Here is a 22534-nt window from a genome sequence, read left to right on the forward strand (position 1 = left end):
ATCAGCGAAAAATAGTATCCAACTGTAAAAAACGCGAGATACAAAATTGACGAAACCAACTCAGCGACCGTTTTTTTTATCATCTGGAGCATTTCCCTCTCGTTTCGTGACAGCGCAGAAACTAGATAGAGACCAAATTTCCCCATGTTAAAAACAAAAGAGCAAAGCCCAGTCAAAAACCCTAGAACACCTAGTATGATCCAACCGTAAGGTAGACCGAACTCCAGCGTAGCTCCTAGAAATATAAAATACACAGCAGGCGAGGTTAACCACGAACCACCATCATTCATAACGTAACCGAAGATGAATGCAGACGAACTAGCTAACGAACTGACCCAAGAGCTTCCAGTATCTATGCTGTAGGGCGACTCTTTTACATCAACACTCTCATTTCCAAGGCTATCAATAAACGCAACAATCCCCGCGCCAAAATACCAACGCCGTATTTCTTAATCTTGTCTATATATCCGGTAGACTTGGATTTTTCTTGAGATTTATTACCGGAGTCGATACCACCATCGTTTTCAGACGCCAATTTATCCCCAGTCATTTTGCTCGCTGCAATATCTGTCGCTCGACCTAGATAGTAGTACGTACCGAATGAACGTATACGTGAACCAAAACTGCTTAACTCTGAGATTACTGAACCACAACGGAACTGAAGATCACCTGCATCGTCAAGAACGATAGTGTTCGGCTGACTTAAACAGCGAGTTAATGGCGTTATCCCAAAAATATCCTTGTCATCAACTGATTCAGCTCCCGTTCTTTTAGATAAGAACTTAAGTCCTCATTTTGCGGACTTTTTTGATAAACAACTGCAAATTAAATATAAATAAATAAAACATGAACAAATCGGAAATATTTGACACACAAGAGCACAGGCTAAAGTCTATAGTCTCACAGTCTGCGATGACTACCATTTTTTTCCCAATACTGATTGCGTTGCTTTATTTAGGATTAAACTTCTTTTCTGGTAGTGGAAGCCTTGATTTCAGCACTTTCTGCTTTGTTGCCATCGCGCTTGTTGTGAGTTCCTTATCTGATATGTCAGATGCTTACTCTAGAATTACTGGTAGCCATGCGCTCGATATCATCCCTGCATCTCGCGCACTAAAGCGCTTTAAGTATAATACGTTACTCCCATCATTTGGCCTAACTAAACAATTCTGCATGGTTGTTTTGACAATTACCGTACTTGGAGATCTCGCTTCTGGTTATTTAACAGAGAGCGTTATTGTCACAAGTGTGCCTTCCGTAACATACAATGAATTTGCCTTACTTATCAGCTCCGTAGCAGCAATAACTGTATGCTCCCTGTCCATAATAGGTAAGCCAACCAATTATGACGTCACGAAATCTAATAAAAAAGTAGAGGCAGGCTTGATTCTATCTTTTATGATGTTTGGTGCCTTGTCGATCCACAATAGTCATACAAATTTTGCGACCGTAACATTCAGCAGTGACAGTGAGGTGAAGGAAGTTCGAGTAAGTTACCTTGTAACGTCAGATTTACTGCTGTCTGAGCTAATAACACCAACAATATATGGAAGTGAAAAGCTTGCGATTAAGCTTCTCTCTTCTTTGGACGGTAATGACTTTTCTCAGAATCCCTCATTAGGTTCAGTTATCGCAAACGCTATTTTGTCGAACGCGACAATCAACTTAGGTGAAGAGCTGATCTCTCCACCTCCTTCGCACTTATTAATCAAAAAGGGCTACCAAGAGCGCGACATCGAGTCTCTTAAATACTTCTTGAGCGGAAATTACGTGGCATATGTAAATTCTTGCCTTGAGATAATAAAAGAAAGCAAAGGGTCTAGATCAAGAGGCTCTTATGCAGTCAGATTACTGCTACACCTTGTGGATGGAGGACTACTAAAGGTTCAAGGAATTGATACTAAATTTATACCAGAACCTATCAGTGACGAAAGAAAGAGGGATATAGCTGAACTGATTTCTATACACGATTTCTTATCTAGCCCATCAACAAAAATTGTCGTGAACTAAAATTATTTGGCAGCCAACAGGCTGCCATTTTTAGGCTGCCTTAGCAATTTCGCCGTAAACCCTCGCCCGATCTGAGGGCGGGGATATAAGGCGTAAAGTTCGTAGAACTTTAATCTGGTGTTGATTGGTTTTCGACATATGCCTTGAGCGTTTCGATTGTTGCCCCTCCTGCTGTACAAGCAAAGTAAGAGCGTGACCACAGTGCTGCACTTTTGCTTTGCCTTGTAAGGTGTGTGTTTTGCAGTCTTAGCATCCTTGATGAAATGGATTTAAGGTTGTTCACCATGACGCTAACCGATAGCTTTGGTGGGTAGGCTATTAATAAATGAACATGATCCTGTTCGCCATCCATTTCTATCAATTCACACTCAAGTTTTACACAAGCCGATTCAAAAGCCTCTCTTAATTGCTCAATCATAACTCCAGTAAACAACTTGCGTCTGTACTTGGTTGTGAACACCAAATCCACTACCAATTTGCTAACACTATGCCTTTTTCTGAGGTAACCATCTAGCTGACTATTATCGAACGCACTCACTTTACAATGCCTTATTAAACCCATATAATATGGGCATTGTACACATGAGCACTGAAAATGTTAAGAGCCACTAAAGTACGCCTTTACCCAACGCAAGAACAAGGTGAGTTTTTAATAGCTCAGTTTGGCGTTTTGCGTATAATAAAGCTCTACATTTAACGTCTCCTATGTACCGCAAGCATGGTGTAACGCTGAATCCTAAAAAAGATATAAAGCCATTTCTTGCCGTTGCCAAGAAATCACGAAAATACCACTGGCTTAAACAATATGACTCAATTGCCTTGCAGCAATCAGTCATCAACCTACACACTGCTTTTGATAACTTCTTCAATCCCAAATTAAGAGCTAAATACCCAAACTTTAAACGCAGACATGGCAAGCAATCTAAGATTGCATCGCCCAACGGGCGGTGAGTAGTCACGTAGTAATTCATCAGCTTCTGACATACTTGCCCCACTAGGGTTTACAATCTTATCCGCAGCCGCAGCGAAACTATTAACACATTACTTCGTTTTCAAAACTGTAAGCTCAGTTCTAAAAGAAGAAGAGAAGTTGTTGGCGCAACCGTACTTAACCAACAAGGTCAGCGATTATGAGAAATATGAAGGCGAAATAAACGAACTATGGTAACTAAGCAGAAAAAAGTCAAAACTTTAACTCTAACATCGTTTGCCTTATGCCTTAGTTTGTCTTGTGCATTTGCGGCGATTTGGTTCGACATGCCTAGCAATTATGCAAAAGTCATGTTTTTATTATCTGGCTTTTCAGCAGTATTACTTCTGTTCACTAAATTCAGCAAAACCGAGCAAACTGATACTGAGTGCACCAATGAAGATCCTATTGAGTCACCAATAGCGACCATCATCTCTGCAATTAATGTAGGTACAAAAAAATGAAAAATGAGATCATGGTATGTGAAGTGCTATATAGTGAATATGCAGTATCAATCGGTCAAGGTAGCCTTGTCCAGTTTGATTCACTCCATAGATGGTAAGTCAGGTAAAATATGCCTGAATTTTAGCGGCATAAGCATTTGCGCCACCCCATGCTTTGGTAAAGCAGCGACAGCAGACCTTGAAGAAGACCGCCCACAACTAGCGGATGAGATTGCTCTTGGCCTTACTTACGACCAAATTGATGATTTCCTAGAAGGTAAAGCAATTCCTACGGAAGCAGAAGATAAACTACTTGGAATCTACAAGGCCACTGCTCACAAGCATGACCTACCAGCAGAGTTCTTTTAGTAAGAAATGATTGTTGTTTAGCCGCCCTTCTTTGGGCGTTTTTTTTTGATCTGGAGCTGGTGGCTTAAAAAAGTATACTGTAATTACTAAATGACACAGAAAAGAAAATCAAAAATTCCTTGGTATTTTCCCTTATATCATAATTAGTACAGCACAAAGACAGGTGATCAAAAGCTTTACTTAAGATAAATGCTATTAATCAAATTGACATCATGTAGAAATAACACCCTAGTAATGAGAAAGATAAAAGTACAGCAAATGGCAAAAACACCAGAAAGATGGCTTCTATTGGATTTTCTAAAAAATCAACCATCAAATTATAATTTAACCCTAAATACTTAATGTCTGGATCTATTAACTTGGGGTAAATCAAATAGGTGAGCATAATTAAAAAACCAAAGTAACTGAAGATAAACACGCAACCTCCAAAACACTGTGACTACCATCAAAAGCATTTACTTCGTAATGAGTATCAGTATCTCCAAACAAGCCCTTTCCTTTCACATGGGGTGAAATTTTTAAAGCGTGAAAGGCGTGATGGGTAAAATATCTTATGAGTGATTCATCATATGTGCGCAACACGCATGACGATAAGGCTAAAGAAACTGCTTTAAGCTGACGAGAAACTATGTAAGAGGAGAGCAATCCTAGCTTTTTATTAATTCCCGCCAAAAGTTCTCTACCAAAAGCAGATGATGAAGAAAGACTTAAAAATAATGTTGAAGTTGCTACAACAAAAAGTATTACTTTAAGTGGCATTTCTTTGTAAATAAATAATTATAAATTTAATGTCTTATCAAGGTTTCCATAGAGCAAAAAAGAAACAGGAGGAAATACAAAAAGTAAAAATACCATCAAGTTGATGACCACCAAGCTGATTTTAGAAGATAGTGATATAAACCCAAAAGAAAAACCTATATAAAAATTAATAATGAGAAATTAATGTTAATAAAATCTCTTTCAGTTAGAAGCCCCGTGATATGATAAAGTCAAAATAAAGTATAAATTGATATCACACCCCTGACCTGCAAACAGAGTTTTTTAGCAAGAAATGATTGTTGTTTAATCGCCCCTTTGGGTGGCTTTTGAGATCAACATGGAGATACATTAGCGTTAAGTATCTAAACCTAACCAATCAGGGAAAAAATGTACTCAGTGTTTTACGCAAATAAAGAAGAAAAAGAAAGTAACCCAGAGAAAATGATTAAGCCAACGGAGCAACGAATCGAAGATGAAGGTAATCAGTACTACGACCCACCGCCTTTAGATGAAGACTATAATGAGAAGTACCCAAGACACGAGGTAAAGGAATTACAAAACCAAAGCCCACGAGAACAGATCTAAGGAAAAAAGCCAAAAGTAAGCAAATCGCTCGCAGGAAAAACAGGGCTTAATATTAACAATTCCTTATATTGCCAAATAGTTAAATTTATCTTCATTTTGTAGGGACTTTCCTACATAAGAATGCTTGTAACTGCCTAAAAGCTTAATAACCCATAAGGCTTAACAATGGTTACAATCAAGGTTATCTGCGTGTGCACGTCAAGCAAACACACACCTCATTCAAATAGATATTTTTCGTCAATAAGTAAGAAAAAAGCAGTAACCATGAGCTACTGCTTTTATGGAGATTCGGAGTCCAATCTCCCAACTTTAATCGGGCACCAAACAGTTCATTAACTGCCAACAAAAACAGGCTAGAACCTTCAGGTGCCAGAAGAAAGCTAATTTTAAAACAATAAGGACTAATCTATGACTAGTGGTGAAAAGTTAATAAACAACTCTAACCAAATCAAATCTAATAGGAGTACAAGTAAAGTTTAGCCAATCGGTGAGCTTCTCGCTCTAGAGCCAAAACCTCCATAGGCTTGAATTTAAAACCAATTATCTCAGCTTTATGCTCTGCCTCACTAACCCCCCCCCCTTTCTCTGCAATCCAGTACCATGTAAACGCCTTCTTGTCATGGCCTTTTGATTCAAGAATACGCGCCATTTCCAGCATAGCTTCTGTATACCCTAGTTTTGCAGCATTATTGTAACTTTCCAGCGCTGCATCCAAGTCTACCTCCCCTAACTCTCCACTTTGATAGATCCTTGCGAGGCGCAACATTGCATGACCATTAAAGTACTTAGGTTCTGCTGCCTTTTTGTACCATTTTGCAGCATTTTTTAAATCACCCTTTTTGTCGTATCTCACTGCCAGAGTGTACCGTGCATCGACACTACCTCTTTCCGAAGCCAAGTTTAGGTAATGCATCGACATCTGTTCATCTTTTTTAACATTCCTTCCTGAGCTGTACATATTTGCTAACTCATACAAATCTTCTGCCCCACCTTGAGAAAGTCGATCTACTTTGTTTGTCACGGCACAGCCAGTAATCATTAACGCTGAAGTAACCAAAAGACATATTTTTATTACTTTAATTTTAAATTTCATTTTTCAGTTGTATTTTTTTTTATTTTCCCATTTTACCAGTCAATATATAAATTGTTAGCTATTTTTTAATCATGTAGCTGTAAGTGTCTCATTCTACAACACTGCTAGTGCGATTCGTGTCGCGTTTTTTTTGCTTTTAACAAGTAAATGTCTTTTTTATATGACTTTTATGTAGTAATATTATGCCTCTCGATAAAGGGATAATAACAAAAAGTGGTGGATACATTGTCTATTCTAGATGAAACCTCAATTACTATCGAAAGCATCTTCAACGTTGATGCGCTTAAAGTTGGCTTAAATCCACCTCGCTCTCTAAAGCTTTTGTTAGCTGAGCAAGGTGAGATTACGTGTGAAGCTTTCGGCTTAGATATGTCAGACTCAGACATGTTTGAAAATGATGCCGAATTGATGGAGCTTATCGCCGAGACCGACTCTACTGGCTATGTTATTGAGGCAAAGATGCCTTTCGCAAAAGGCTTTGAGTACGAAGATGGCGAGGTGATTGGCTATCACCATGATCATTCAAGACTAGAAGTTATGCTATTCTCTGGCTCAACCATCGAAGAATGTTTTTCGAAAGCGGTAAGCTGGCATAATAGTAACATCACGATTTGGTCGTCCCAAAACCTTGTAGATTAGAGTAATATAGCGACTATTTGGTTGTCAAAAGACCAAAGGTCGCATAGAGAAAACATGATGAGCAGTATTTTAAAAGATCTATGGGAATGTTACCTAAGCATTCAGCAAATTCACTCACTTGACTTGGTAGCGAACTCCCCCCCTACTACCTAATTCATTTTCCAGTTTTTTTTACGATTACTCAGATGAAGCACTTAATTCCCTAGGTATTGAATGGGATAGCAATTATCGCTTATCTGATGACGATGACTTGAAAGACTTTATTCGCGATAAGAACCTAACAGGTTTCATTGCCCTGTTTCGTTGTGGTTACCCTACAGATTTCGAATTCGTCAAAGGCACTACCGAAGTTGAAATGAAAAACTGTAGCATTTCGAGCTTTAGGTTCCATGAGATGATGGCCTCGGCACCGACAGTTGAACAATGCGCACAAAAAGCCATTGAATCACAGAAGGCATTCTTTGATGAAGTTCAGCTCAGTGCTTTTCACAGGCAAGAGTCAAACAGGGAAACACTGGATAAAATTGATGCTATCAAAGAGTCCGGTCATGTAGCATACCTGTGCTCAAATTGCTGCGATATGCTAGGAATTTGCTATTTTGCCAGCGCCGAGAATTCTGTTGGTCGGAAGGCGTGTTCGTCATGCGAAGACAACTCCACCAACTTGCATACTGCATAGAAATAAACCGCCGCTTACGGCGGTTTTTTTACACCTCAAGCTGGTAAAATGTAACGCTCACCTTCTCTGAATAGTACCTGTTACTCTCACCAAGCCACCTCATCCAAAGCCCTCCCTTGTGCATTTGAAACCTCTTCAGCCTGTATAACGTATCCTCCTAGAACATCAGAGGCATCCCCATCGAAGTCATTCAATAAAACATCCTCACAGCAGTCTTGTATATGCTGCAAGACCACAACAAAGCCACACTCAGTCTAATCCGAACTTTTTCGGAGTCGATTTCAAGTCCAGTGATGGATTTAATCGTCTTGTTAATTAAGTGGCTAAAGGATGCTTCGATTTTTTTATAGTTAGTCATAGGTTTGATTCTCATAATTTGCGATTTCTCATACCTATTTCACTAACCGCGCCAACTTAAAGTAAAATAGTGACAACAGATTATATCATTGTATTTAAAGTGTAATTGTCGCAAATCCCCCCTTGAGAAATAAGTTGTCTGCTTAGGAAAAATTAGACTAGGCATATAGTTACTATATTGCTACATATCACTTTGTATCGCTGCTTTGTTTGCTATATTAAAGGGAGATAACAACTACACATCGAGAACAAATTGAGCTACAAAGTCACAAGTGATAAGTTTGGAACCATCGCATCAGTATCAGAACACACATTGGTCGATGGGAAGTTCGTACAATCTCTGCATGATCCGCATTTAAAATTCAGAGGAAGTTCAAATCAGAGAATTTTGGATAAAGGAATAGATTACTAAGTGGTCGTTTGTACCTTTAAGTGGGTGAATTTGTATAAAAGGGCTAGTATTGGCGATCTGTCGTGGTATTATAGTGACGACGTTAGACAGAGATAAGAAGTTTCTTTTCTTACCAAGCAACACTTAGTGGATATGATTGAATCCAATGTGAATGTTTGGGGTGGCTCACAATCTTATAGCGAAGCATAGTTAAATGATGTTGCATGCTCTATATGCTCTTCGTTAGAAACAAGATTTTTCGCCTATGAGGTTACTTGTGAGCATGATGAGAGTGGCTTAAAACAAAGACTCTCTTTTAGGCTGCCAAAACACGAAAACCTATCATTCGGTTTAACGTTAGAGTTGCTTCAAAAGTACTATTTCGCAAGCATATATACCTCGCAATATCGATGGTAATATATAGACAAAGTATCAAGGTAGTTTCCAGAATGTACAACGATGTAAAGAAGAACAAAACAGAAGCCCCCCGCCACCACCAGCGCAGCCAAGGAGAGAATGGCGACAAAAAACGCAGTAGCAACTTCAAGCGTAACGGTAAACCTAGCGGTAACCGTCGTCCATCAGGCAAGAAGCCTGCAAAGAAGATGTCTAAAACTAAAATCAAGACTCTGAAATCATTCCTTCTTTGCAAGAAGTTCTGGCCTCGCGTTTTCAATATCTACAACCCTAAGCCACTTTGTAATGGTATGCGCCAAGTGCTTCTAGATGATGCAGAAGAGCGTGGTATTAAAGTTTCTAACAGCACTGCTTACAACGCTTTATTCTGGATGACATCTACAATTCAGTACAAGCAAGCACTGGTTCGCTACCACTCTCGATTCGATCAGAATGGTGAAATTGTTGGCGTTGTCTCTGATGATGAAAAAGCTAAAGCTCAAGAATACATCGACAATGCGCCAATCAATGCGAAGAAAGTTGCAGAGAAAACTCTGAACAAATCTAAGCGACCTCAAGGCAATCATCGAGGCAATAACTGCCCTTACCAAGGTCAGCGTCGCCAAGTCGAAAACCAACGCCGTCAACCAACAATTGGTTACCGTGGTAAAGGTGGACAAAACCGCCAATCTAGCCAAAGTCGTGACGGCGAAACATCGCGGCCAGCACCGCGATTCAACAACCGCGATGAGAAACAAAGTGTAGCTCGTACACAACGCGCACCTAAAGTAACTTACCGAAGCAGTAGTCCACGTAGCTCGGCATCAAGCCAAGCGACTTCTACTTCAAACAGTTAAGAATTCCAAAATCGTAGTTCGATAATTAAAGGCGCTTAATCGCGCCTTTCCTTCTAGCAGAAACAAAGAGGTTCGTATGAACAAAAAAGTCAGTCTCCTCCTAGTAGGTTTAGGGTGTCTTGCTGCCCTTATTGGCGCAGACCAATACAGTCGTTACATCGCGAAAGTGGAAGCAAGTAAACCTTTCGAACCAACAGAAGGTGTCCACTATAAAGAGATAGAGACTCCAGATGACGCAAAAGTTATCTTGAATAAACTTGGCGTTAAGGAAGGCGAAACTTTTGAGATTATGTCTTATACCTGCCCTGCCTGTAATAATATGGAACCCCTACTTTACCACTTTGAAGTTCTTGGCATTAAGGTGCATAAGTTCCAGATCGGAATGGACAACATTCCGCTAGCTGAAGCTGAATACTTTGTAAAAGAAAAGTCGGCGCATAACCTACCTGAGTTCCGCAAAGAAATGTTCACTAAGATGCTTTCTTCTGCTCCTTCGGAAGAAAAGGTTACTTTTGCCAGACATATCCCTCTTGAGTACGGCCTAAGTTTAGATAACCTTGCCGAACTTGACGTTAAAGCCACTGAGTACAAATCCCTAACTTTGGCTCTAGCCGATAAACTAAAGGTTTCTCACACCCCTACGATTTATGTGGCTGGAAAGTATGAATTGATCCAAAAGAACCACAACTCTTTCGAACAGTTCTCTAAGACATTTATGCATGCTTACGAGGCTTACACGAAAGACCGAGAGTCAGAGGTAAAAGCAAAGTTAGAGGAAATGGAGAAAAATTCAGCCTCTGAACCAACTGCCGACAAAGAAGTGCACCCCCAAGACAGTCTGACTAAGTAGAAAATATACTTACTTAAAAGACCGTAAATAAAAATCTCCAAATTTATCTTGGAGATTTTTTATTGATAATTCCTAGTTTGATATTTTTTTGATCAATATAGATTTATCTTCATCCTCAATCACAACATCCATAACAGGAAACTTCTGTTTATCCATGGAATTTCTATTTGTGATGTATCCAATAGTGCCATTCTCATCAATCTCAAAAGGCGACATTGTCACCGATGCTTCAGTAAGCAAAGAGAACATATCATAGAACTCATCCAGCGGCATTGAGAACACATCTTTTGCATCATCTTGTTCGGATATGCGTTGATATACAGCGTACCTTCTCGAATCCGGTAATCCAGCGCGATGAGTAACACCAATAAGAGCTACCTTTAAGCCTTTGTAAGAGATGAAAACTGGGCTTACTGGTGCCAGAGAATGTGAGGCACCCGTCCAGCACTTAGCTATATGGATTTTTGAAAGGAGCCTGTAGTTACTGTTTAGGTTTTCTCTGCTTACGCTGACGGGCTGACCATCCATCGTTTCTAGTAAAACCCGAGAAGCGCCCTCAAGGTCATCTTCTAAAAATTGACTTCCAAGCAAAAGAAGTTGCTTATTGTAATTGTCTTCAATGACGAAATGGGCAAAGCCTGTATCTTGTGACATTATTGTAACGAGTTTCTTTAGTTATATTTTAACACACCTCCCTCTTGCGACAAAAACAAGCGGAAGAACCAGTCTGATTTATTAAACTAAAAATAGAATAGAACAGAACCTTGTTAAAAAAAGAAGCTCATAAAATTGTAGCCTTGATATATTTTCAGCGCATTGACAGAGCTTACTTCATTCATTAATTTTTTTATAAAAAATGAATGTTGTTGTCGAATACCGTAAAGGGAAGCCTATGGTAAAGGCTTTAGATACCTTATGCTCTGCACTTAAAGAAAATAAACAAGATGAAAATCTTAAAATTATGGATTTTTTCAAATCGATAGATGAGGAAATACTATCCAAACACCCTGACATTACAGCAGGAGGCTTAAATTCCTGTCATGGTTATTGGTACGAGGCCATCATATCGCTAATCGCTTGGAATCACTTTGCAACAAACCAAACATCTAATTTGATTATTCCTCTCCCAAATATCTCACAATTCGATATCTCTACCCTCTACGAGGAAGAATTGTCTAACTACCTTAGCGAATTAAAAAGCAAAGTGATGGAGATAACAGGAGTAAGCCTAATAAGCTCAAATCCTGATTTTGTCATCATCAGCCGTAATGCAATTGAGTGCGCAAACTTAGAAATACGACCTCTAACAGCAACACCCGAGAATTTAAAAATGATCCAGGATTACCACAAAAGACTAGTGGGTTGTTGCGGCTTTGACGAAATCATCGGCTATCTGTCCGTTAAAACTAGCCTAAGGTCGGATAGAAGGCTTCAAATATGCCACGAAGGTTCACTATTCAAATCAATGTACTCACATTTAAAAACGAGGTCTTGGGACATTAACGCTAAAGGTATATTCTATTATGCCGCCGCCACATCACTGAATGAATCAGACATTAAAGCGCTAAGAACTGTTGCTACTCACTCCCTCAGCAATGTCCATGAGATCCCTCAGTCAGCAGTAGACGCAGCATACAAAGCAGATACACTCACATCAATCTATCGGATGATTGATCAAATCTCAGCGTAAAAAAGCAGCGGTTGTGGCTGCGTTTTTACTAAATATATGGCTAATTATTAAATCGATTCAACAGATTGTCGGTGTTGCGGTTTTTTACTACAAGAAATCTAATTGAGTTATCCGTATTCCTATTAGCTTTGTCGCAATACCCGCCCAACGGGCGGTGAGTAGCCACAGGCTTTGGCGTTTTCTTTAAATGCTTCAAGACCTTTAATTTCACTTAACAGGTTAGTAGGAACAATACGTCCATGGTTGTCGCATAAAATCTTGTAAGCAAGTTTAGAGAACGCAAAGATAGCCACAGAGATGGCCTCTGATGCTACTTCTACAATCCCAATGTCGCCAACACCTTTTGGGAGGTCTTTGTCTAATCTCTTTATCTCACCTTGCAGCCAGTGAAGGAACTTATGACAATCTTCCGAGCGAAAGTCATTCATTAGTCCCCCCATACCTAGCTCGTTAAGCAGATATCTGAGATCGGTAACTCTAATCGTTACCCTGTTGCTAGGCTCAATATACAAAACTTTTTTCTTTTAGATTAAATATACAAAACAGGCAGAGAATTAACAGCCCACTTTGTGACAATGTCACGCACAAAGGTCGGTTAATGAAACTAGCTACTCAATAAAGCCAAAAACCTTTTCCACAGCCAGTGACGGTGTAAAAATATGCTTGGTAACACATCACTTTATCGCGTCTCACGCAACAACTTAATGAGAGATTTATCTTTTATGAAAAGCTCAATATCTTTATATTCCATAAAGATTAATTTTATTTAATTATAAAAACTTTTTGAACGACAAACAATATATTTATACCATTTCCCTCAAAAATTATACACATACAAAAATTTTGAAAGCTATCTTATATATATTAAAATTAAAGATGCATTTATATAGACTGATTAGAGTTACCTTTATTGCCTGTATTATATTTATTAGTAGAAACCATCGCTGATGCTCGTTTAACCTCAACTCCACCAGCACTAGTAACCTTGCCATTCAGGAATGAAGAAATAATTCCCACCAATTCGCCCTTTTCATTGATAACTCCACCACCACTCATGCCAATTTGAACAGGCGCATCAATAAGGCTAATTAAATATTCATCGTCATTCAGTTGACTTTCGGTTAGGTGGATATCAAACAAATATACACCTTTACCATAAATAGTTTTGTAGGGATTGATTATTGATCTACCGAACGTTTTTACAGGCGTATTTTCCTCAACCCTCCCAAGACTTGGAATGTTCTTTCCACGGTTTTCTCGCTAAATGATTGCGACGTCAATGGTCTCAGAGGGCGTATATGTGCGAATAAACAAATCTGGTGTTTCCCTCAGGTCATCACAAGGTATATATTCACCACACCTGTCCCCTCAAGTGATAAGACGCTATTGCATCCGCCCAGATAAAGAACTCAGTATCTCACAGATTACTTCTTTGTGAGCTGGTGGGTAGCCTTTGCTTCGGATGGCAACATAGAGATAGTCGTAAATCAGATTACTGTCGATCCCATACTCACGGTATTGCTTACAAATCCCGTAAATCTCTGAGAAGCTAGCCCTATTGTCCAATAGCCTCTTTCAGCTTTGTGAATACTACATTGGTCATCATTCCAGGAACCTCTTCAAGCTCAAAAAAAGGTAAAAAAAAACCACCTCAAATTGAGGTGGCGAGAGAAATAGAGGTTGTGCTTATAGTGCACTTAATTATCTGCTGGCTCGGCCTGTTTTTTATGAACATGATTTGGCGTACCAGCTTGTTCCTCGTTTGGCTAAAGTAAAGAAAGTTTCAGCCCACCTTGCAACCCCTAAGCGAAAAAAAATAAAAAAAAACCACTGCGTGAACAGTGGCAATATCAGAAGTAGTACTCAAGGTACTCAAATAATAAAAAAAGTAACACAGAATCTCTTCGTTAAGGCGTGCCCCAGCGAAGAGACGGTGGGGATTAAAACGCATAAGCTATTGCTTAGCAATAGATTTATCTTTAACTCAATTTGATTGGTTACTTAGCATACAATTGTGTACAAAATTGCTGTCATTTACGGCAGAATGGTGACGCAGATCACTGCTATTTGACGCTTTTGGCAATATAAGGAATTGCTGTTATAGTGTAGTTATGCAACTTATCCCATTGTATGCGTTATGGTTATTATCTAAATGGACAATAAAAAAAGCCACCAGCTTTGGTGACTTTTAAATTTATAAATATGGAATTCTAGTTTTTCAGCTTTTGCATACTATATGCAGACACCAAGCCAAGACTGAATGTCATCGTCAAGGTCGCCGTCCCTCCATAACTTATTAAAGGCAACGGCACACCAACAACGGGCAACAAACCAACAACCATCCCTATATTCACAAAGATGTAAGCGAAGAGAATTGATAAAATGCCACCTATGAAGCTCTTCGCGTAGATGTCGTCCAGTTTAAGAAGAATGCGCAAAACACGACCCATCAAGAAGAGGTACATAGCCATCAAAATTGCAAACCCAATGAAACCGAACTCTTCACCAATAACCGCAAAGATAAAATCTGTATGCTGTTCCGGTATAAACCCTAAATGCGTCTGTGTCCCTTCTAACCATCCAGAGCCATTAAAGCCACCTGAGCCAATCGCCGCTTTCGCCTGCCCAACGTGATAACCCGCCCCTAGTGGATCTGCATCAGGATTGAATACCGTCATGATGCGCTCTCTCTGATAAGGTCTCAATACATGGAACCACAGTATTGGAGATGCTGCCGCCCCAACAAAAAGTCCCCCACCAATCAGCTTCATTGGAAGGCCAGAGAAGAACAGTACCGCAAACCCAGAAAAAGTAATCATAATCGCAGTGCCTAAGTCAGGCTGTTGAAGCACTAAGAAAGAAGGAACAACAATCACGCCAACAGAAATAAGAATGTTTCTAACCTTATTCGCCAACCCCATATGCGCCACAATCAATGCACACATCATAGGAACTGTTAACTTAGCTAACTCTGATGGCTGAAAACTCATGAAGCCAAAGTCTAACCACCGTCTGGCACCCATTCGAAGATCACCAAAGAATTCAACTGCAATAAGTAAGATAACTGTTAGCACGAACGCCTTGGCTGCGAACTGCTTTACATAGACAACATTCAGCCTTGAACCTATCACAAATACGCCAATCGCCAATAGGCAACGTATAATGTGTGAAGTCATCATCTGAGCATTCTCACCTGATGCACTAAATACTACGATGGTAGAAAAAGACAAGATGAATATAAGGGCAGCAAAGAGCCACCCATCAACCTTCCACCCATCCTTAAAGCTAAAGTCAAAGAGCTTCCCGCTCTGATAGTTATTGTTCTTCATTATGGCGTAACGTTATTATTGTTATTATAGATGTATTTTTTAGCATAAAGGTTAGCTAACTTCTGAGCTAATGGTGCCGCGATTGATGCTCCGCCAACTCCATTCTCTACAAATACGGTAATGGCAATTTTAGGGTCTTTCATAGGCGCATAGCCAGACCAAACAGCATGGTCACGAAGATGCTCTGCGATTTCCGAATTCTCATAATCTATCTTACCCATAGTAGAGAAAACCTGAGACGTTCCTGTTTTACCAGCCATATCTACCTCAGATATACGACGAATTGCCCTACCAGTGCCTTTTTTGGAAAAAACGACATCTTCCATCCCCTGCTTCACCGCTTCTAAGTGCTTAGGCGTAATGTGGAACTCATTAAGGAGTGCGTGATCTTCCGATTTCACCATAGTCGGCTTATATAGCTTCCCACCATTAAGTAAAGCGACCATTGCGTTGTTTATCTGTATAGGGGTAGACATAAGGAAGCCCTGACCTATACCGACAGTTAACGTCTCACCACCATACCAAGGCTCTTTCTTAACTCTGCTCTTCCACTCTGAAGAAGGAAGTAAACCTTCACCTTCACCCTCTATGTTAATTCCCGACTTTGAGCCAAATCCGAATTCCGCTAAGGCGTCATGGATGTAGTCAATTCCCATAGAGTGAGCTAAACGATAAAAGTAAACATCACTTGATACAGCGATTGCATCAGCCATATTGACATGACCGTGCCCCTGACGCTTCCAATCTCGGAACCTATGACCACCCAATTCGAAATAAGGCCCACTCCATCTCACTGAGTCAGCCTCAATGAAGTCACCCTCTAAGGCGATTAATGACATAAAAGGCTTCATAACAGACGCTGGTGGATATTGACCACGAGCAACACGGTTAAATAGCGGCCTCTTAGATGAGTAAAATTCGTTTACTTCTTCCTGAGTCATAGAGTTCATAAACTTGTTAGGGTCAACATCAGGCATACTAAGAGCAGTCAGTACTTCACTAGAGGCGATGTCTTGTATGATTACAGCCCCCTTTTTACCTTCCATTAGCTTATGTGCTTCTATTTGGAGATCAGCATCCAGAGTCAGGTGCAAGGTTTCTCCCTTCACTGGCCTAGAAGCAATTTTTCTTTCTACCACTCTTCCTTTTGCATCCAGCGCTACCGTTTCTTTACCTATCACTCCGTAAAGCTGCTGGTTATACAGATCTTCAAGTCCCATTTTACCGACATAGTCGCTAGGGATTAGACTGTACCCTTCATCCTTAGCTTTCTTCACATCATTCGGGTCTACACGACTTACGTAGCCAAGAGGCGATAGGAAGGCTCCAGTATAGGGGTAGTTGCGAACTTTTTTAACTTGAATACTCGTGCCCTCTAGGTAGCCAATGTTTTCTAGAGCAACGAAGAGGTTAGATTGATTTAGATCTCTCAGTACTATGACTTTCTCATAAGAGAGTGAACGAAGAATTTTCTTTTGAATCTTCAACTGCTCCTCTTCAGGAATAGGAATGAACTTACTGAGCATATCGATGTAGTCATCCGCCGCTTTCTCCCTATTGTTTCGGTAAGAAGCCAAACGTTCTGGAATGACCACTAAGTCGTACATAGGTTTGGTTCCAGCTATAAGAACACCATTACGATCAACAACGTCTCCTCTCTCTGGTGAGGTGGATAGCTCTTTTATTGTGTTGTTTTTGGCGACTGCGTACTGTGCTTGATGTTCGTTAACTTGAAGGTCATAGACCTTATGTCCGATTCCAAGGAAGCACAGAAGCATTACGGCAGCGGACATTTTAGCTCTAGTATTTATTGTTTTTCTTTCGAGCTGTCTGCTTCTGATCTGCTGACCCTTTTTCATTTAAAAATGTTTCCGATTTATAATTGTTTAAATTTTGATAACTAAAGCCTAAAGCTCAGATCAGATATTTAAAAGGGCAAGAACTGAAATATGTTGATTATTTTCGTGGGCTGGTGGCTTTTTGAAACAAGAAACCCCCGAAACAAGTCGGGGGATAAATAGGCAGTTCTAGCGAAAAGCTAGACATATCGGAACAATTAGATTGATTTCAAATTTGGCTGTTTTGTTTTAGAAAGACCTTGACCAAGTTTCTCAATTCGATTGAGAGAGCGATCAGCGACGCGAACAAACGCCAAAGCTGCCTTAGATAATCCAATCTTAAATTTGTATTGTTGCATCAGCGCGAATTTAGTTACCTTAACTTTTACCAACTCGATAGTCTTAGGGTCATCAAGCTTGGTAACCTTCAAGAACTTCATAGTGACAGCGTCACCTTTATTTTTGCACATAGCCAGACGAGATAGCTCTTTAGTCCCTTCTTTATTTGTGTCAGCTTTAACCTTATCTTTAAGGTTATTGGATGATACAGGCTCTGCTGATTGAGCAGCTTGAGTATGCGATTGCTTTTGAGCAGTTTGCTTCTTAGCTTTCGCCTTTTTCGCTGCTGCCGCACCTGCCGCTGCCGCCTTTTGGGCATTTGGCTTAATCTTAGCTTCAGCCTTAATTTCTGCTTTAGCTTGTAACTCGGCCTCAATCGCTTGAAGCGCCTTCTTGTTTAAAAGAACTTCTACAGCTTTTAAACCTTTCGCATTAGAACCAGCTCTGAATGCTACTGGCTTTCCTACCAATTCATTGGGAGGTGTATGATGAAGTTCTTCTCGCAATGCTGCTGCATTGAAGTAAAGATCCTTCCCTGAGTTGGAGTCAGTAATAAAACCAAAGCCCTTTTCTGGGAAAAAACATTTAATAGTACCGCTAAATTTAGCCATGTTGCCTCTGTCTGCTGATCAATTATAAGCGCGGATGAGTAAGCCTACTCTTGCTCTATCACTATATTACCATGCAACGTGGCCTTGTAAAGGCAATCCTAGCCTAAGTGCTTGTTTTTAAGACACTCTAACCCGAACTTTGATTTTGATGCCATTAGTCTCTATATTACTACCACACAAAAGCAATCATAAATCAAAGAACAAGAATGAACTATTTCAAGATAATTAGAGCCGCCAGTTTCTTTTTAACACTAACCCTAGTCGCCTCCGCCGTTTTTAGAGCAGCGTATCTTGGTCATGTTGCAACATACCAAGACTTAACATTTTATATTTTGCTGATGATCTGGTTATGCACGGTTATTACCATAAATGAAGATGAAATCAGTACATCTGCGCTTTCAGTGAAGTGTGTTTCTGGCGGATTGTTCTTTATGTTGATTCCTGAATTGATTCCTTTCATTGATTCTTGTTTTGAATCTAACTTAGGCGGAATGAACCTTGTTTTAACTTCTGGTAAGCCTATGGATTTTTTAGCAAATTTAAGTACTTACAATTTTTATGCAGTCTTATATAGTGCGCAGGCGTGTATTTTGATGCTAACCCTCCTAATAGGCACCCTAAAAATAATGGGTATGAAAAAATACGCCCCTAAAAGAAAGGCAAAGAAGAAGAGATAATGGTTGTTAATCAACAAAAAAAAGCGAGCACGGATGGCTCACTTTTTTAACAACTAAATGTAAGTAGGAAAACTCTTACTTTTAGAGACCTTACCGTTTATATGTGATATCTACTTCGAAAATCGCAACTTGTTGCGTAAGTAAGGTTTCATTTGCTTCATTTAGGATACCGAATGTGCCAGAGCATTGTTCTTCTAGCCCTTGTAAGTCAGTGATTGCCGCTTGAATTAGTGGTAACTGTTCTTTTTGAAAAACTGAATAATTCTCGAATGCAACTTTAGCAATTAAGGCATGAGTGTCATTCTTACCATCAAAGAATTTATCAGAAAATGAAACATTTGCATCTTCATTAGCTGATAATTCAACTAATTGAGCTTTTCGGAAACCTTTAGCGAAATGCTCTTCCACTAAATTAAGCTCTAAGTTGCTGGTTATGTGATCATTTCCTGAGCTTGAGCTTTTAAATAAAATTGCCATGGTTTTTCCTTTTCCGTGTTACTTATCATTATGTGTTGATCATTATATTGGTCTGCACCCAAATTACAATACAAACCTCTCCCCCTTTTATGCAAAAAGTAACTAAGCGGTTAATTTACCGCCAAAAGTATTAAAATACCCACCATGCTCTCATCTCTATATTGCCGCAAGCCACAAAGCATGGACTTAAGTCACATTTTTACTCATATACATAAAGAACACCCTCTTAAACATTTGTTCAAAAAATACTATGATTCAAAGAAAATGAGTAGCAAGATAGCCACCATCTGTAAAGATGACGTTACCAGATTCATCAAAGATGAGTCAGAAAACATATCCATCATCCGCTCCCATATTGGGCTTATAAAAGAAGCTCGTTTTAGCTAGAAGCATTGTTAGCCTCTTTGATTTCGATGGCGCAGATGAGCCGCAGCCTAAAGAAATCTCCAAAATTAAAAGAGATATCTTTGAGAGATGTAAATTAGATCTCGGGGAGAGCATCGATGAGGCACACATCTCTTTAATAGAAGAAACCGAAGATTTAACTCATATTGAGAGTGAGATAATTGAGATCTTTAGCACGATGAATCCCACTCAAAAAAGAGACTTCTCAATCATGGTTGCTCTTAGATAAGGCGGTCAAGCTATTATCCAAGGCAACAAGATAATTGACCTACATAAGGTGGGAATACCAGTAACCTTCCATTGCCCAATCTGTCAAAATGACAGTGAAATAAAGCTAAGCATATTAGCTATATCTGAAGGCTATTCCGTAAAATCGGCTTGCAAGCATTGTAACCACATTGAAGCCCCTAGAAAGCCCTGCAAATGTGATTTCTGCAAAAAGAACTCAACGATATTCGATCTTGCCAAGCTTATTGAGGCTGACCTAATCAAAACAAAGAGCAAGGCAAACAAACGTCTTCAAATTGCAATAGACAAAGAAGAGCTTGTTCACAACGAGGTTGATTTACTCAACTTATTTGCTAAGTTCATGTCCCTTAGAAATTCCTTATCTGAGAACGCTAAACGTGTAGTTGAGAGTGTTATTTCATGCTACTCCATCACTGGAGAATTCGATCATAACACTTACCAATTTACCCAAAACATCGTTGGACAAGATAATGCTAGCGCTGTAGCTAGAGAACTTTACAAAGCAGGATTCTTTTTTAAGGTTGGTTTTGTTCCTAGAGCGAATGATCTCGGCATTCCCCCTTCATTCGGTATCAAGTCAAAATACACAGAATGTATGACTTTCGATAAGAATGGCATCCTAACCTTTAGTGATAACATTAAACCGACAACAGATGATGAAGACTCAGTATTGATTATCAACAAAGGTTTTCTAGACGACTTCTATGTACACTTTGAAGTTCAGCCTATTATGAGAAGCATATTTAAGGCCAACCACTTCATTCTTGAGCATGAAGTCCACGGAGGGATACTCAGCGCGAAAGACGCTGAAGACAAAATAGAGGAAGGCTCAATTCTTAAGAACAAGATCACAAGAGAAGCCTACCATAGAGAAAAGGAGTCTGGCGAGTACCCTCATATTTTTCCAGACATCCACATAGGAAGACTCATTGATCTTGAAGACCTTAGACGAATTATGATTGCCTCAACGTTGACTATTCTGGAAGGTTCGAGGCGAGCATCGTTTGCTACGATGATAGCTTCAACCCGCAAAAGATTTACCTCCACAAAACATCTCAAAGCATTGATGTTGTGAATAATTCAGTTGTCCCTATGTTGCAAACAAAAGGTATTGAAGTCGTAATGATATGATTGATAAGGCTACTATGGAGCCTTAATTGTCACCTATTTTAACAGGAAACTCTGCAATAGGATCATGAATACGATTGCCCACATAAAGGCCACATTCGATATTAACCTTGATAATTGCACTCACAGAGGTGTTGCCCTCTTCTGTTAAATCAACCACAAACACACCATCGCTATTTACAAAGTAGACGCCATACTCGGACACAAACTCTAAAGCTACGCCCTAAGCTCCCCCACTTCGTTTCCTTTCAACCCCAAGAAGTCGAAGACTTTTTCTATCACTTCGTTCAGTGTTGCATTGTCATGAAGCCCTAGAGACTCAAGTGCTACTTCTAGTATTTCCATTTTTTTATCACAAAAAATAGCAATTTAAGGACAGCAATTCAAATCTCATATTTGAATTTAAGGGTTTAAATAAGTACCGTTTATATAAATAACATTGAAGATATGCGTATAAATAAAGCCAAAAAAGGCTCAACAATGATTGAGATAATCATCGTAGGAGCCTTAATGGCTGCGGCTTCTGTTTTTGTTTTGTCGCAATACATCACTAACCGTGATTATAAAGCAGGCGTAAAGGAGGCAACACTTGCAAATGAGCTGCTCAATGAAGCACTCATGCTACATCCAGCTAACTCAATGATTAAGCCCTTCTTGTATCCGCTTAGCTCAAGTCAGGAAACTGACAGAAATGACGCAATAGTTAGAGAGGGCTTTGATTCAATTCCAAGTACCGACTTAAAGATTGTTCTAAATAAGTACTTCAAGCTCGAAATCAACGCGCATAAGAAGGCAATCACTTTTACCCCGAATGGTCAATTCCTCGTCCTCAGCACGGAAGTTACATCAAAAGACACATGCTCTGGCTTAATAAGCGACATCAGATCCACTTCATGGCAGCGTATTACTATCAATGGGACAACGGTGCAGATTCAGGGCGTTCAAGCTCAGGATTTGGCTTCTTTATGCTCTGATAATGCAACAGAGACATACAGTTATACGCTCCAATATTGCTACGAAACCGCTGCCCTTCCATGCACATAACATACTGACGATATTATTATGAATATTCTTACACTACAAGCGGCTGTATCTAGAGGGTTCAAACCAGCAGAATACAATGACGAAATGGCACTACAAGGAAAAGCACTCAGACTCGATTTCAGATCAAAAGGCAGAGGAAACTGGATCGACTGTTACTTCTCTTGCGCTAAAGGAGGGTCTGAAAAATACAAGCTCGCTGCATTTAAAGACGATGAAAATGAAACCTATACACCAGAGAGTTCAACCATAAACTTCGGTGCAGATAAGGTAAATGGAACCATCTTTGTTATCACGGCTGAAATGAAGTTTGATCGTTCGGTGTGGTCTAAAGCAATAAAGGTGATGTAGG

General features: G+C 39.7%; 29 protein-coding genes and 1 pseudogene. 15 read left to right on the forward strand and 15 right to left on the reverse strand.

All coding sequences use genetic code 11. The annotated features are described in order from the left end of the window. Together KO511_RS16355 and KO511_RS16360 are read right to left on the reverse strand one after the other, a co-directional pair. On the reverse strand, positions 1-290 hold a 290-nt coding region (locus KO511_RS16355), incomplete at its 3' end, for a hypothetical protein (protein WP_215988478.1). Between the two features lie 83 nt (positions 291-373). Then, the gene (locus tag KO511_RS16360) at positions 374-535 is read right to left on the reverse strand and encodes a hypothetical protein (RefSeq protein ID WP_215988479.1); all 162 of its coding nucleotides are present in this window, start codon (positions 533-535) and stop codon (positions 374-376) included. A gap of 311 nt (positions 536-846) precedes the next feature. Here KO511_RS16360 and KO511_RS16365 point away from each other — a divergent pair, with 311 nt between their 5' ends. Beyond that, the gene (locus KO511_RS16365) at positions 847-2010 is read left to right on the forward strand and encodes a hypothetical protein (protein WP_215988480.1); all 1164 of its coding nucleotides are present in this window, start codon (positions 847-849) and stop codon (positions 2008-2010) included. 109 nt (positions 2011-2119) lie between these two features. Here KO511_RS16365 and tnpA read toward each other — a convergent pair whose 3' ends face one another. Beyond that, positions 2120-2548 (reverse strand): IS200/IS605 family transposase, encoded by a 429-nt coding sequence (gene tnpA / locus KO511_RS16370; protein WP_354668173.1) that lies wholly within the window; start codon positions 2546-2548, stop codon positions 2120-2122. A gap of 57 nt (positions 2549-2605) precedes the next feature. On the opposite strand from tnpA, the gene KO511_RS22565 reads away from it, so the two are divergent. From KO511_RS22565 to KO511_RS22630, 3 genes and pseudogenes are all read left to right on the forward strand, one after another. Continuing rightward, a complete protein-coding gene (locus KO511_RS22565; protein WP_354668174.1) occupies positions 2606-2707 on the forward strand; it encodes a helix-turn-helix domain-containing protein in 102 nt (33 codons plus the stop codon). A 464-nt stretch (positions 2708-3171) separates the two neighbouring features. Then, positions 3172-3444, forward strand: coding sequence for a hypothetical protein (locus KO511_RS16380; protein WP_215988482.1), 273 nt, complete (start codon positions 3172-3174; stop codon positions 3442-3444). A gap of 159 nt (positions 3445-3603) precedes the next feature. Then, positions 3604-3792: pseudogene (locus KO511_RS22630) on the forward strand (hypothetical protein); the annotation flags it as partial. A 387-nt stretch (positions 3793-4179) separates the two neighbouring features. Here the strand turns inward: KO511_RS22630 and KO511_RS16390 are convergent. Then, a complete protein-coding gene (locus tag KO511_RS16390; RefSeq protein WP_215988484.1) occupies positions 4180-4551 on the reverse strand; it encodes a hypothetical protein in 372 nt (123 codons plus the stop codon). Between the two features lie 387 nt (positions 4552-4938). Here KO511_RS16390 and KO511_RS16395 point away from each other — a divergent pair, with 387 nt between their 5' ends. Beyond that, a complete protein-coding gene (locus KO511_RS16395) occupies positions 4939-5136 on the forward strand; it encodes a hypothetical protein (protein ID WP_215988485.1) in 198 nt (65 codons plus the stop codon). A gap of 454 nt (positions 5137-5590) precedes the next feature. Here the strand turns inward: KO511_RS16395 and KO511_RS16400 are convergent, their stop codons facing one another. Next, positions 5591-6229 (reverse strand): tetratricopeptide repeat protein, encoded by a 639-nt coding sequence (locus tag KO511_RS16400; protein ID WP_215988486.1) that lies wholly within the window; start codon positions 6227-6229, stop codon positions 5591-5593. A gap of 225 nt (positions 6230-6454) precedes the next feature. Between KO511_RS16400 and KO511_RS16405 the strand changes: the two genes are divergently transcribed. The 5 genes from KO511_RS16405 (at position 6455) to KO511_RS16425 (ending at position 10398) form a co-directional block, all read left to right on the forward strand. Further along, positions 6455-6868, forward strand: coding sequence for a hypothetical protein (locus KO511_RS16405; RefSeq protein ID WP_215988487.1), 414 nt, complete (start codon positions 6455-6457; stop codon positions 6866-6868). A 250-nt stretch (positions 6869-7118) separates the two neighbouring features. Then, positions 7119-7547: a hypothetical protein gene (locus KO511_RS16410; RefSeq protein ID WP_215988488.1), complete on the forward strand. Its 429-nt coding sequence runs from the start codon at positions 7119-7121 to the stop codon at positions 7545-7547. Between the two features lie 670 nt (positions 7548-8217). Then, a complete protein-coding gene (locus tag KO511_RS22570; protein WP_354668175.1) occupies positions 8218-8316 on the forward strand; it encodes a 4Fe-4S cluster-binding domain-containing protein in 99 nt (32 codons plus the stop codon). Positions 8317-8744: 428 nt separating this feature from the next. Continuing rightward, positions 8745-9548, forward strand: a complete 804-nt coding sequence (locus tag KO511_RS16420) for a ProQ/FINO family protein (protein ID WP_215988490.1) — start codon at positions 8745-8747, stop codon at positions 9546-9548. A gap of 76 nt (positions 9549-9624) precedes the next feature. Next, positions 9625-10398 carry a hypothetical protein gene (locus KO511_RS16425; RefSeq protein WP_215988491.1) on the forward strand — a complete coding sequence of 258 codons (774 nt, stop codon included), beginning with the start codon at positions 9625-9627 and terminating at the stop codon, positions 10396-10398. 72 nt (positions 10399-10470) lie between these two features. Here KO511_RS16425 and KO511_RS16430 read toward each other — a convergent pair whose 3' ends face one another. After that, positions 10471-11052 carry a hypothetical protein gene (locus tag KO511_RS16430; RefSeq protein WP_215988492.1) on the reverse strand — a complete coding sequence of 194 codons (582 nt, stop codon included), beginning with the start codon at positions 11050-11052 and terminating at the stop codon, positions 10471-10473. 238 nt (positions 11053-11290) lie between these two features. Between KO511_RS16430 and KO511_RS16435 the strand changes: the two genes are divergently transcribed. After that, positions 11291-12088, forward strand: a complete 798-nt coding sequence (locus tag KO511_RS16435; protein WP_215988493.1) for a Cfr10I/Bse634I family restriction endonuclease — start codon at positions 11291-11293, stop codon at positions 12086-12088. Between the two features lie 122 nt (positions 12089-12210). Here the strand turns inward: KO511_RS16435 and KO511_RS16440 are convergent, their stop codons facing one another. From KO511_RS16440 to KO511_RS16465, 6 genes are all read right to left on the reverse strand, one after another. Then, the gene (locus tag KO511_RS16440) at positions 12211-12516 is read right to left on the reverse strand and encodes a hypothetical protein (RefSeq protein ID WP_215988494.1); all 306 of its coding nucleotides are present in this window, start codon (positions 12514-12516) and stop codon (positions 12211-12213) included. Between the two features lie 454 nt (positions 12517-12970). After that, positions 12971-13228: a serine protease gene (locus KO511_RS16445; RefSeq protein WP_215988495.1), complete on the reverse strand. Its 258-nt coding sequence runs from the start codon at positions 13226-13228 to the stop codon at positions 12971-12973. Between the two features lie 243 nt (positions 13229-13471). Beyond that, entirely contained in the window at positions 13472-13654 is a 183-nt protein-coding gene (locus KO511_RS16450) for a hypothetical protein (RefSeq protein ID WP_215988496.1), read from the reverse strand. 644 nt (positions 13655-14298) lie between these two features. Further along, complete coding sequence (gene rodA, locus KO511_RS16455) at positions 14299-15417, reverse strand: rod shape-determining protein RodA (protein WP_215988497.1); 1119 nt, start codon at positions 15415-15417, stop codon at positions 14299-14301. Continuing rightward, positions 15417-17210: a penicillin-binding protein 2 gene (gene mrdA, locus KO511_RS16460; RefSeq protein WP_215988498.1), complete on the reverse strand. Its 1794-nt coding sequence runs from the start codon at positions 17208-17210 to the stop codon at positions 15417-15419. The genes rodA and mrdA overlap by 1 nt, the downstream gene beginning before the upstream one ends. A 263-nt stretch (positions 17211-17473) precedes the next feature. Next, positions 17474-18205, reverse strand: coding sequence for a cold shock domain-containing protein (locus KO511_RS16465; protein ID WP_215988499.1), 732 nt, complete (start codon positions 18203-18205; stop codon positions 17474-17476). Between the two features lie 206 nt (positions 18206-18411). Here KO511_RS16465 and KO511_RS16470 point away from each other — a divergent pair, with 206 nt between their 5' ends. After that, positions 18412-18882, forward strand: coding sequence for a hypothetical protein (locus KO511_RS16470; protein ID WP_215988500.1), 471 nt, complete (start codon positions 18412-18414; stop codon positions 18880-18882). 90 nt (positions 18883-18972) lie between these two features. Here KO511_RS16470 and KO511_RS16475 read toward each other — a convergent pair whose 3' ends face one another. Further along, positions 18973-19359 (reverse strand): hypothetical protein, encoded by a 387-nt coding sequence (locus KO511_RS16475; RefSeq protein ID WP_215988501.1) that lies wholly within the window; start codon positions 19357-19359, stop codon positions 18973-18975. A gap of 682 nt (positions 19360-20041) precedes the next feature. Between KO511_RS16475 and KO511_RS16480 the strand changes: the two genes are divergently transcribed. After that, a complete protein-coding gene (locus tag KO511_RS16480) occupies positions 20042-21088 on the forward strand; it encodes a hypothetical protein (protein WP_215988502.1) in 1047 nt (348 codons plus the stop codon). Between the two features lie 78 nt (positions 21089-21166). Here the strand turns inward: KO511_RS16480 and KO511_RS22460 are convergent, their stop codons facing one another. After that, a complete protein-coding gene (locus KO511_RS22460) occupies positions 21167-21301 on the reverse strand; it encodes a hypothetical protein (protein WP_289847796.1) in 135 nt (44 codons plus the stop codon). A gap of 56 nt (positions 21302-21357) precedes the next feature. Continuing rightward, positions 21358-21486 carry a hypothetical protein gene (locus KO511_RS22465; protein ID WP_289847797.1) on the reverse strand — a complete coding sequence of 43 codons (129 nt, stop codon included), beginning with the start codon at positions 21484-21486 and terminating at the stop codon, positions 21358-21360. A gap of 135 nt (positions 21487-21621) precedes the next feature. On the opposite strand from KO511_RS22465, the gene KO511_RS16485 reads away from it, so the two are divergent. Beyond that, on the forward strand, positions 21622-22185 hold the full coding sequence (locus tag KO511_RS16485) for a hypothetical protein (protein ID WP_215988503.1): 564 nt from the start codon (positions 21622-21624) through the stop codon (positions 22183-22185). Positions 22186-22203: 18 nt separating this feature from the next. Then, the gene (locus tag KO511_RS16490; RefSeq protein ID WP_215988504.1) at positions 22204-22533 is read left to right on the forward strand and encodes a hypothetical protein; all 330 of its coding nucleotides are present in this window, start codon (positions 22204-22206) and stop codon (positions 22531-22533) included. Position 22534: the final 1 nt, after the last annotated feature.

Source organism: Vibrio hepatarius, from assembly GCF_018860525.1.
GTDB lineage: Bacteria > Pseudomonadota > Gammaproteobacteria > Enterobacterales > Vibrionaceae > Vibrio > Vibrio hepatarius_B.

Excerpts from the sequence above, each read along its gene's own strand:
- KO511_RS16365 (WP_215988480.1), top strand. The coding sequence starts at position 847 with ATGAACAAATCGGAAATATTTGACACACAAGAGCACAGGCTAAAGTCT.
- KO511_RS22565 (WP_354668174.1), top strand. The coding sequence starts at position 2,606 with ATGTTAAGAGCCACTAAAGTACGCCTTTACCCAACGCAAGAACAAGGT.
- KO511_RS16380 (WP_215988482.1), top strand. The coding sequence starts at position 3,172 with ATGGTAACTAAGCAGAAAAAAGTCAAAACTTTAACTCTAACATCGTTT.
- KO511_RS16390 (WP_215988484.1), bottom strand. The coding sequence starts at position 4,551 with ATGCCACTTAAAGTAATACTTTTTGTTGTAGCAACTTCAACATTATTT.
- KO511_RS16395 (WP_215988485.1), top strand. The coding sequence starts at position 4,939 with ATGTACTCAGTGTTTTACGCAAATAAAGAAGAAAAAGAAAGTAACCCA.
- KO511_RS16400 (WP_215988486.1), bottom strand. The coding sequence starts at position 6,229 with ATGAAATTTAAAATTAAAGTAATAAAAATATGTCTTTTGGTTACTTCA.
- KO511_RS16420 (WP_215988490.1), top strand. The coding sequence starts at position 8,745 with ATGTACAACGATGTAAAGAAGAACAAAACAGAAGCCCCCCGCCACCAC.
- KO511_RS16425 (WP_215988491.1), top strand. The coding sequence starts at position 9,625 with ATGAACAAAAAAGTCAGTCTCCTCCTAGTAGGTTTAGGGTGTCTTGCT.
- KO511_RS16430 (WP_215988492.1), bottom strand. The coding sequence starts at position 11,052 with ATGTCACAAGATACAGGCTTTGCCCATTTCGTCATTGAAGACAATTAC.
- KO511_RS16435 (WP_215988493.1), top strand. The coding sequence starts at position 11,291 with ATGGTAAAGGCTTTAGATACCTTATGCTCTGCACTTAAAGAAAATAAA.
- KO511_RS16440 (WP_215988494.1), bottom strand. The coding sequence starts at position 12,516 with ATGAATGACTTTCGCTCGGAAGATTGTCATAAGTTCCTTCACTGGCTG.
- rodA (WP_215988497.1), bottom strand. The coding sequence starts at position 15,417 with ATGAAGAACAATAACTATCAGAGCGGGAAGCTCTTTGACTTTAGCTTT.
- mrdA (WP_215988498.1), bottom strand. The coding sequence starts at position 17,210 with ATGTCCGCTGCCGTAATGCTTCTGTGCTTCCTTGGAATCGGACATAAG.
- KO511_RS16465 (WP_215988499.1), bottom strand. The coding sequence starts at position 18,205 with ATGGCTAAATTTAGCGGTACTATTAAATGTTTTTTCCCAGAAAAGGGC.
- KO511_RS16470 (WP_215988500.1), top strand. The coding sequence starts at position 18,412 with ATGAACTATTTCAAGATAATTAGAGCCGCCAGTTTCTTTTTAACACTA.
- KO511_RS16475 (WP_215988501.1), bottom strand. The coding sequence starts at position 19,359 with ATGGCAATTTTATTTAAAAGCTCAAGCTCAGGAAATGATCACATAACC.
- KO511_RS22465 (WP_289847797.1), bottom strand. The coding sequence starts at position 21,486 with ATGGAAATACTAGAAGTAGCACTTGAGTCTCTAGGGCTTCATGACAAT.
- KO511_RS16485 (WP_215988503.1), top strand. The coding sequence starts at position 21,622 with ATGATTGAGATAATCATCGTAGGAGCCTTAATGGCTGCGGCTTCTGTT.
- KO511_RS16490 (WP_215988504.1), top strand. The coding sequence starts at position 22,204 with ATGAATATTCTTACACTACAAGCGGCTGTATCTAGAGGGTTCAAACCA.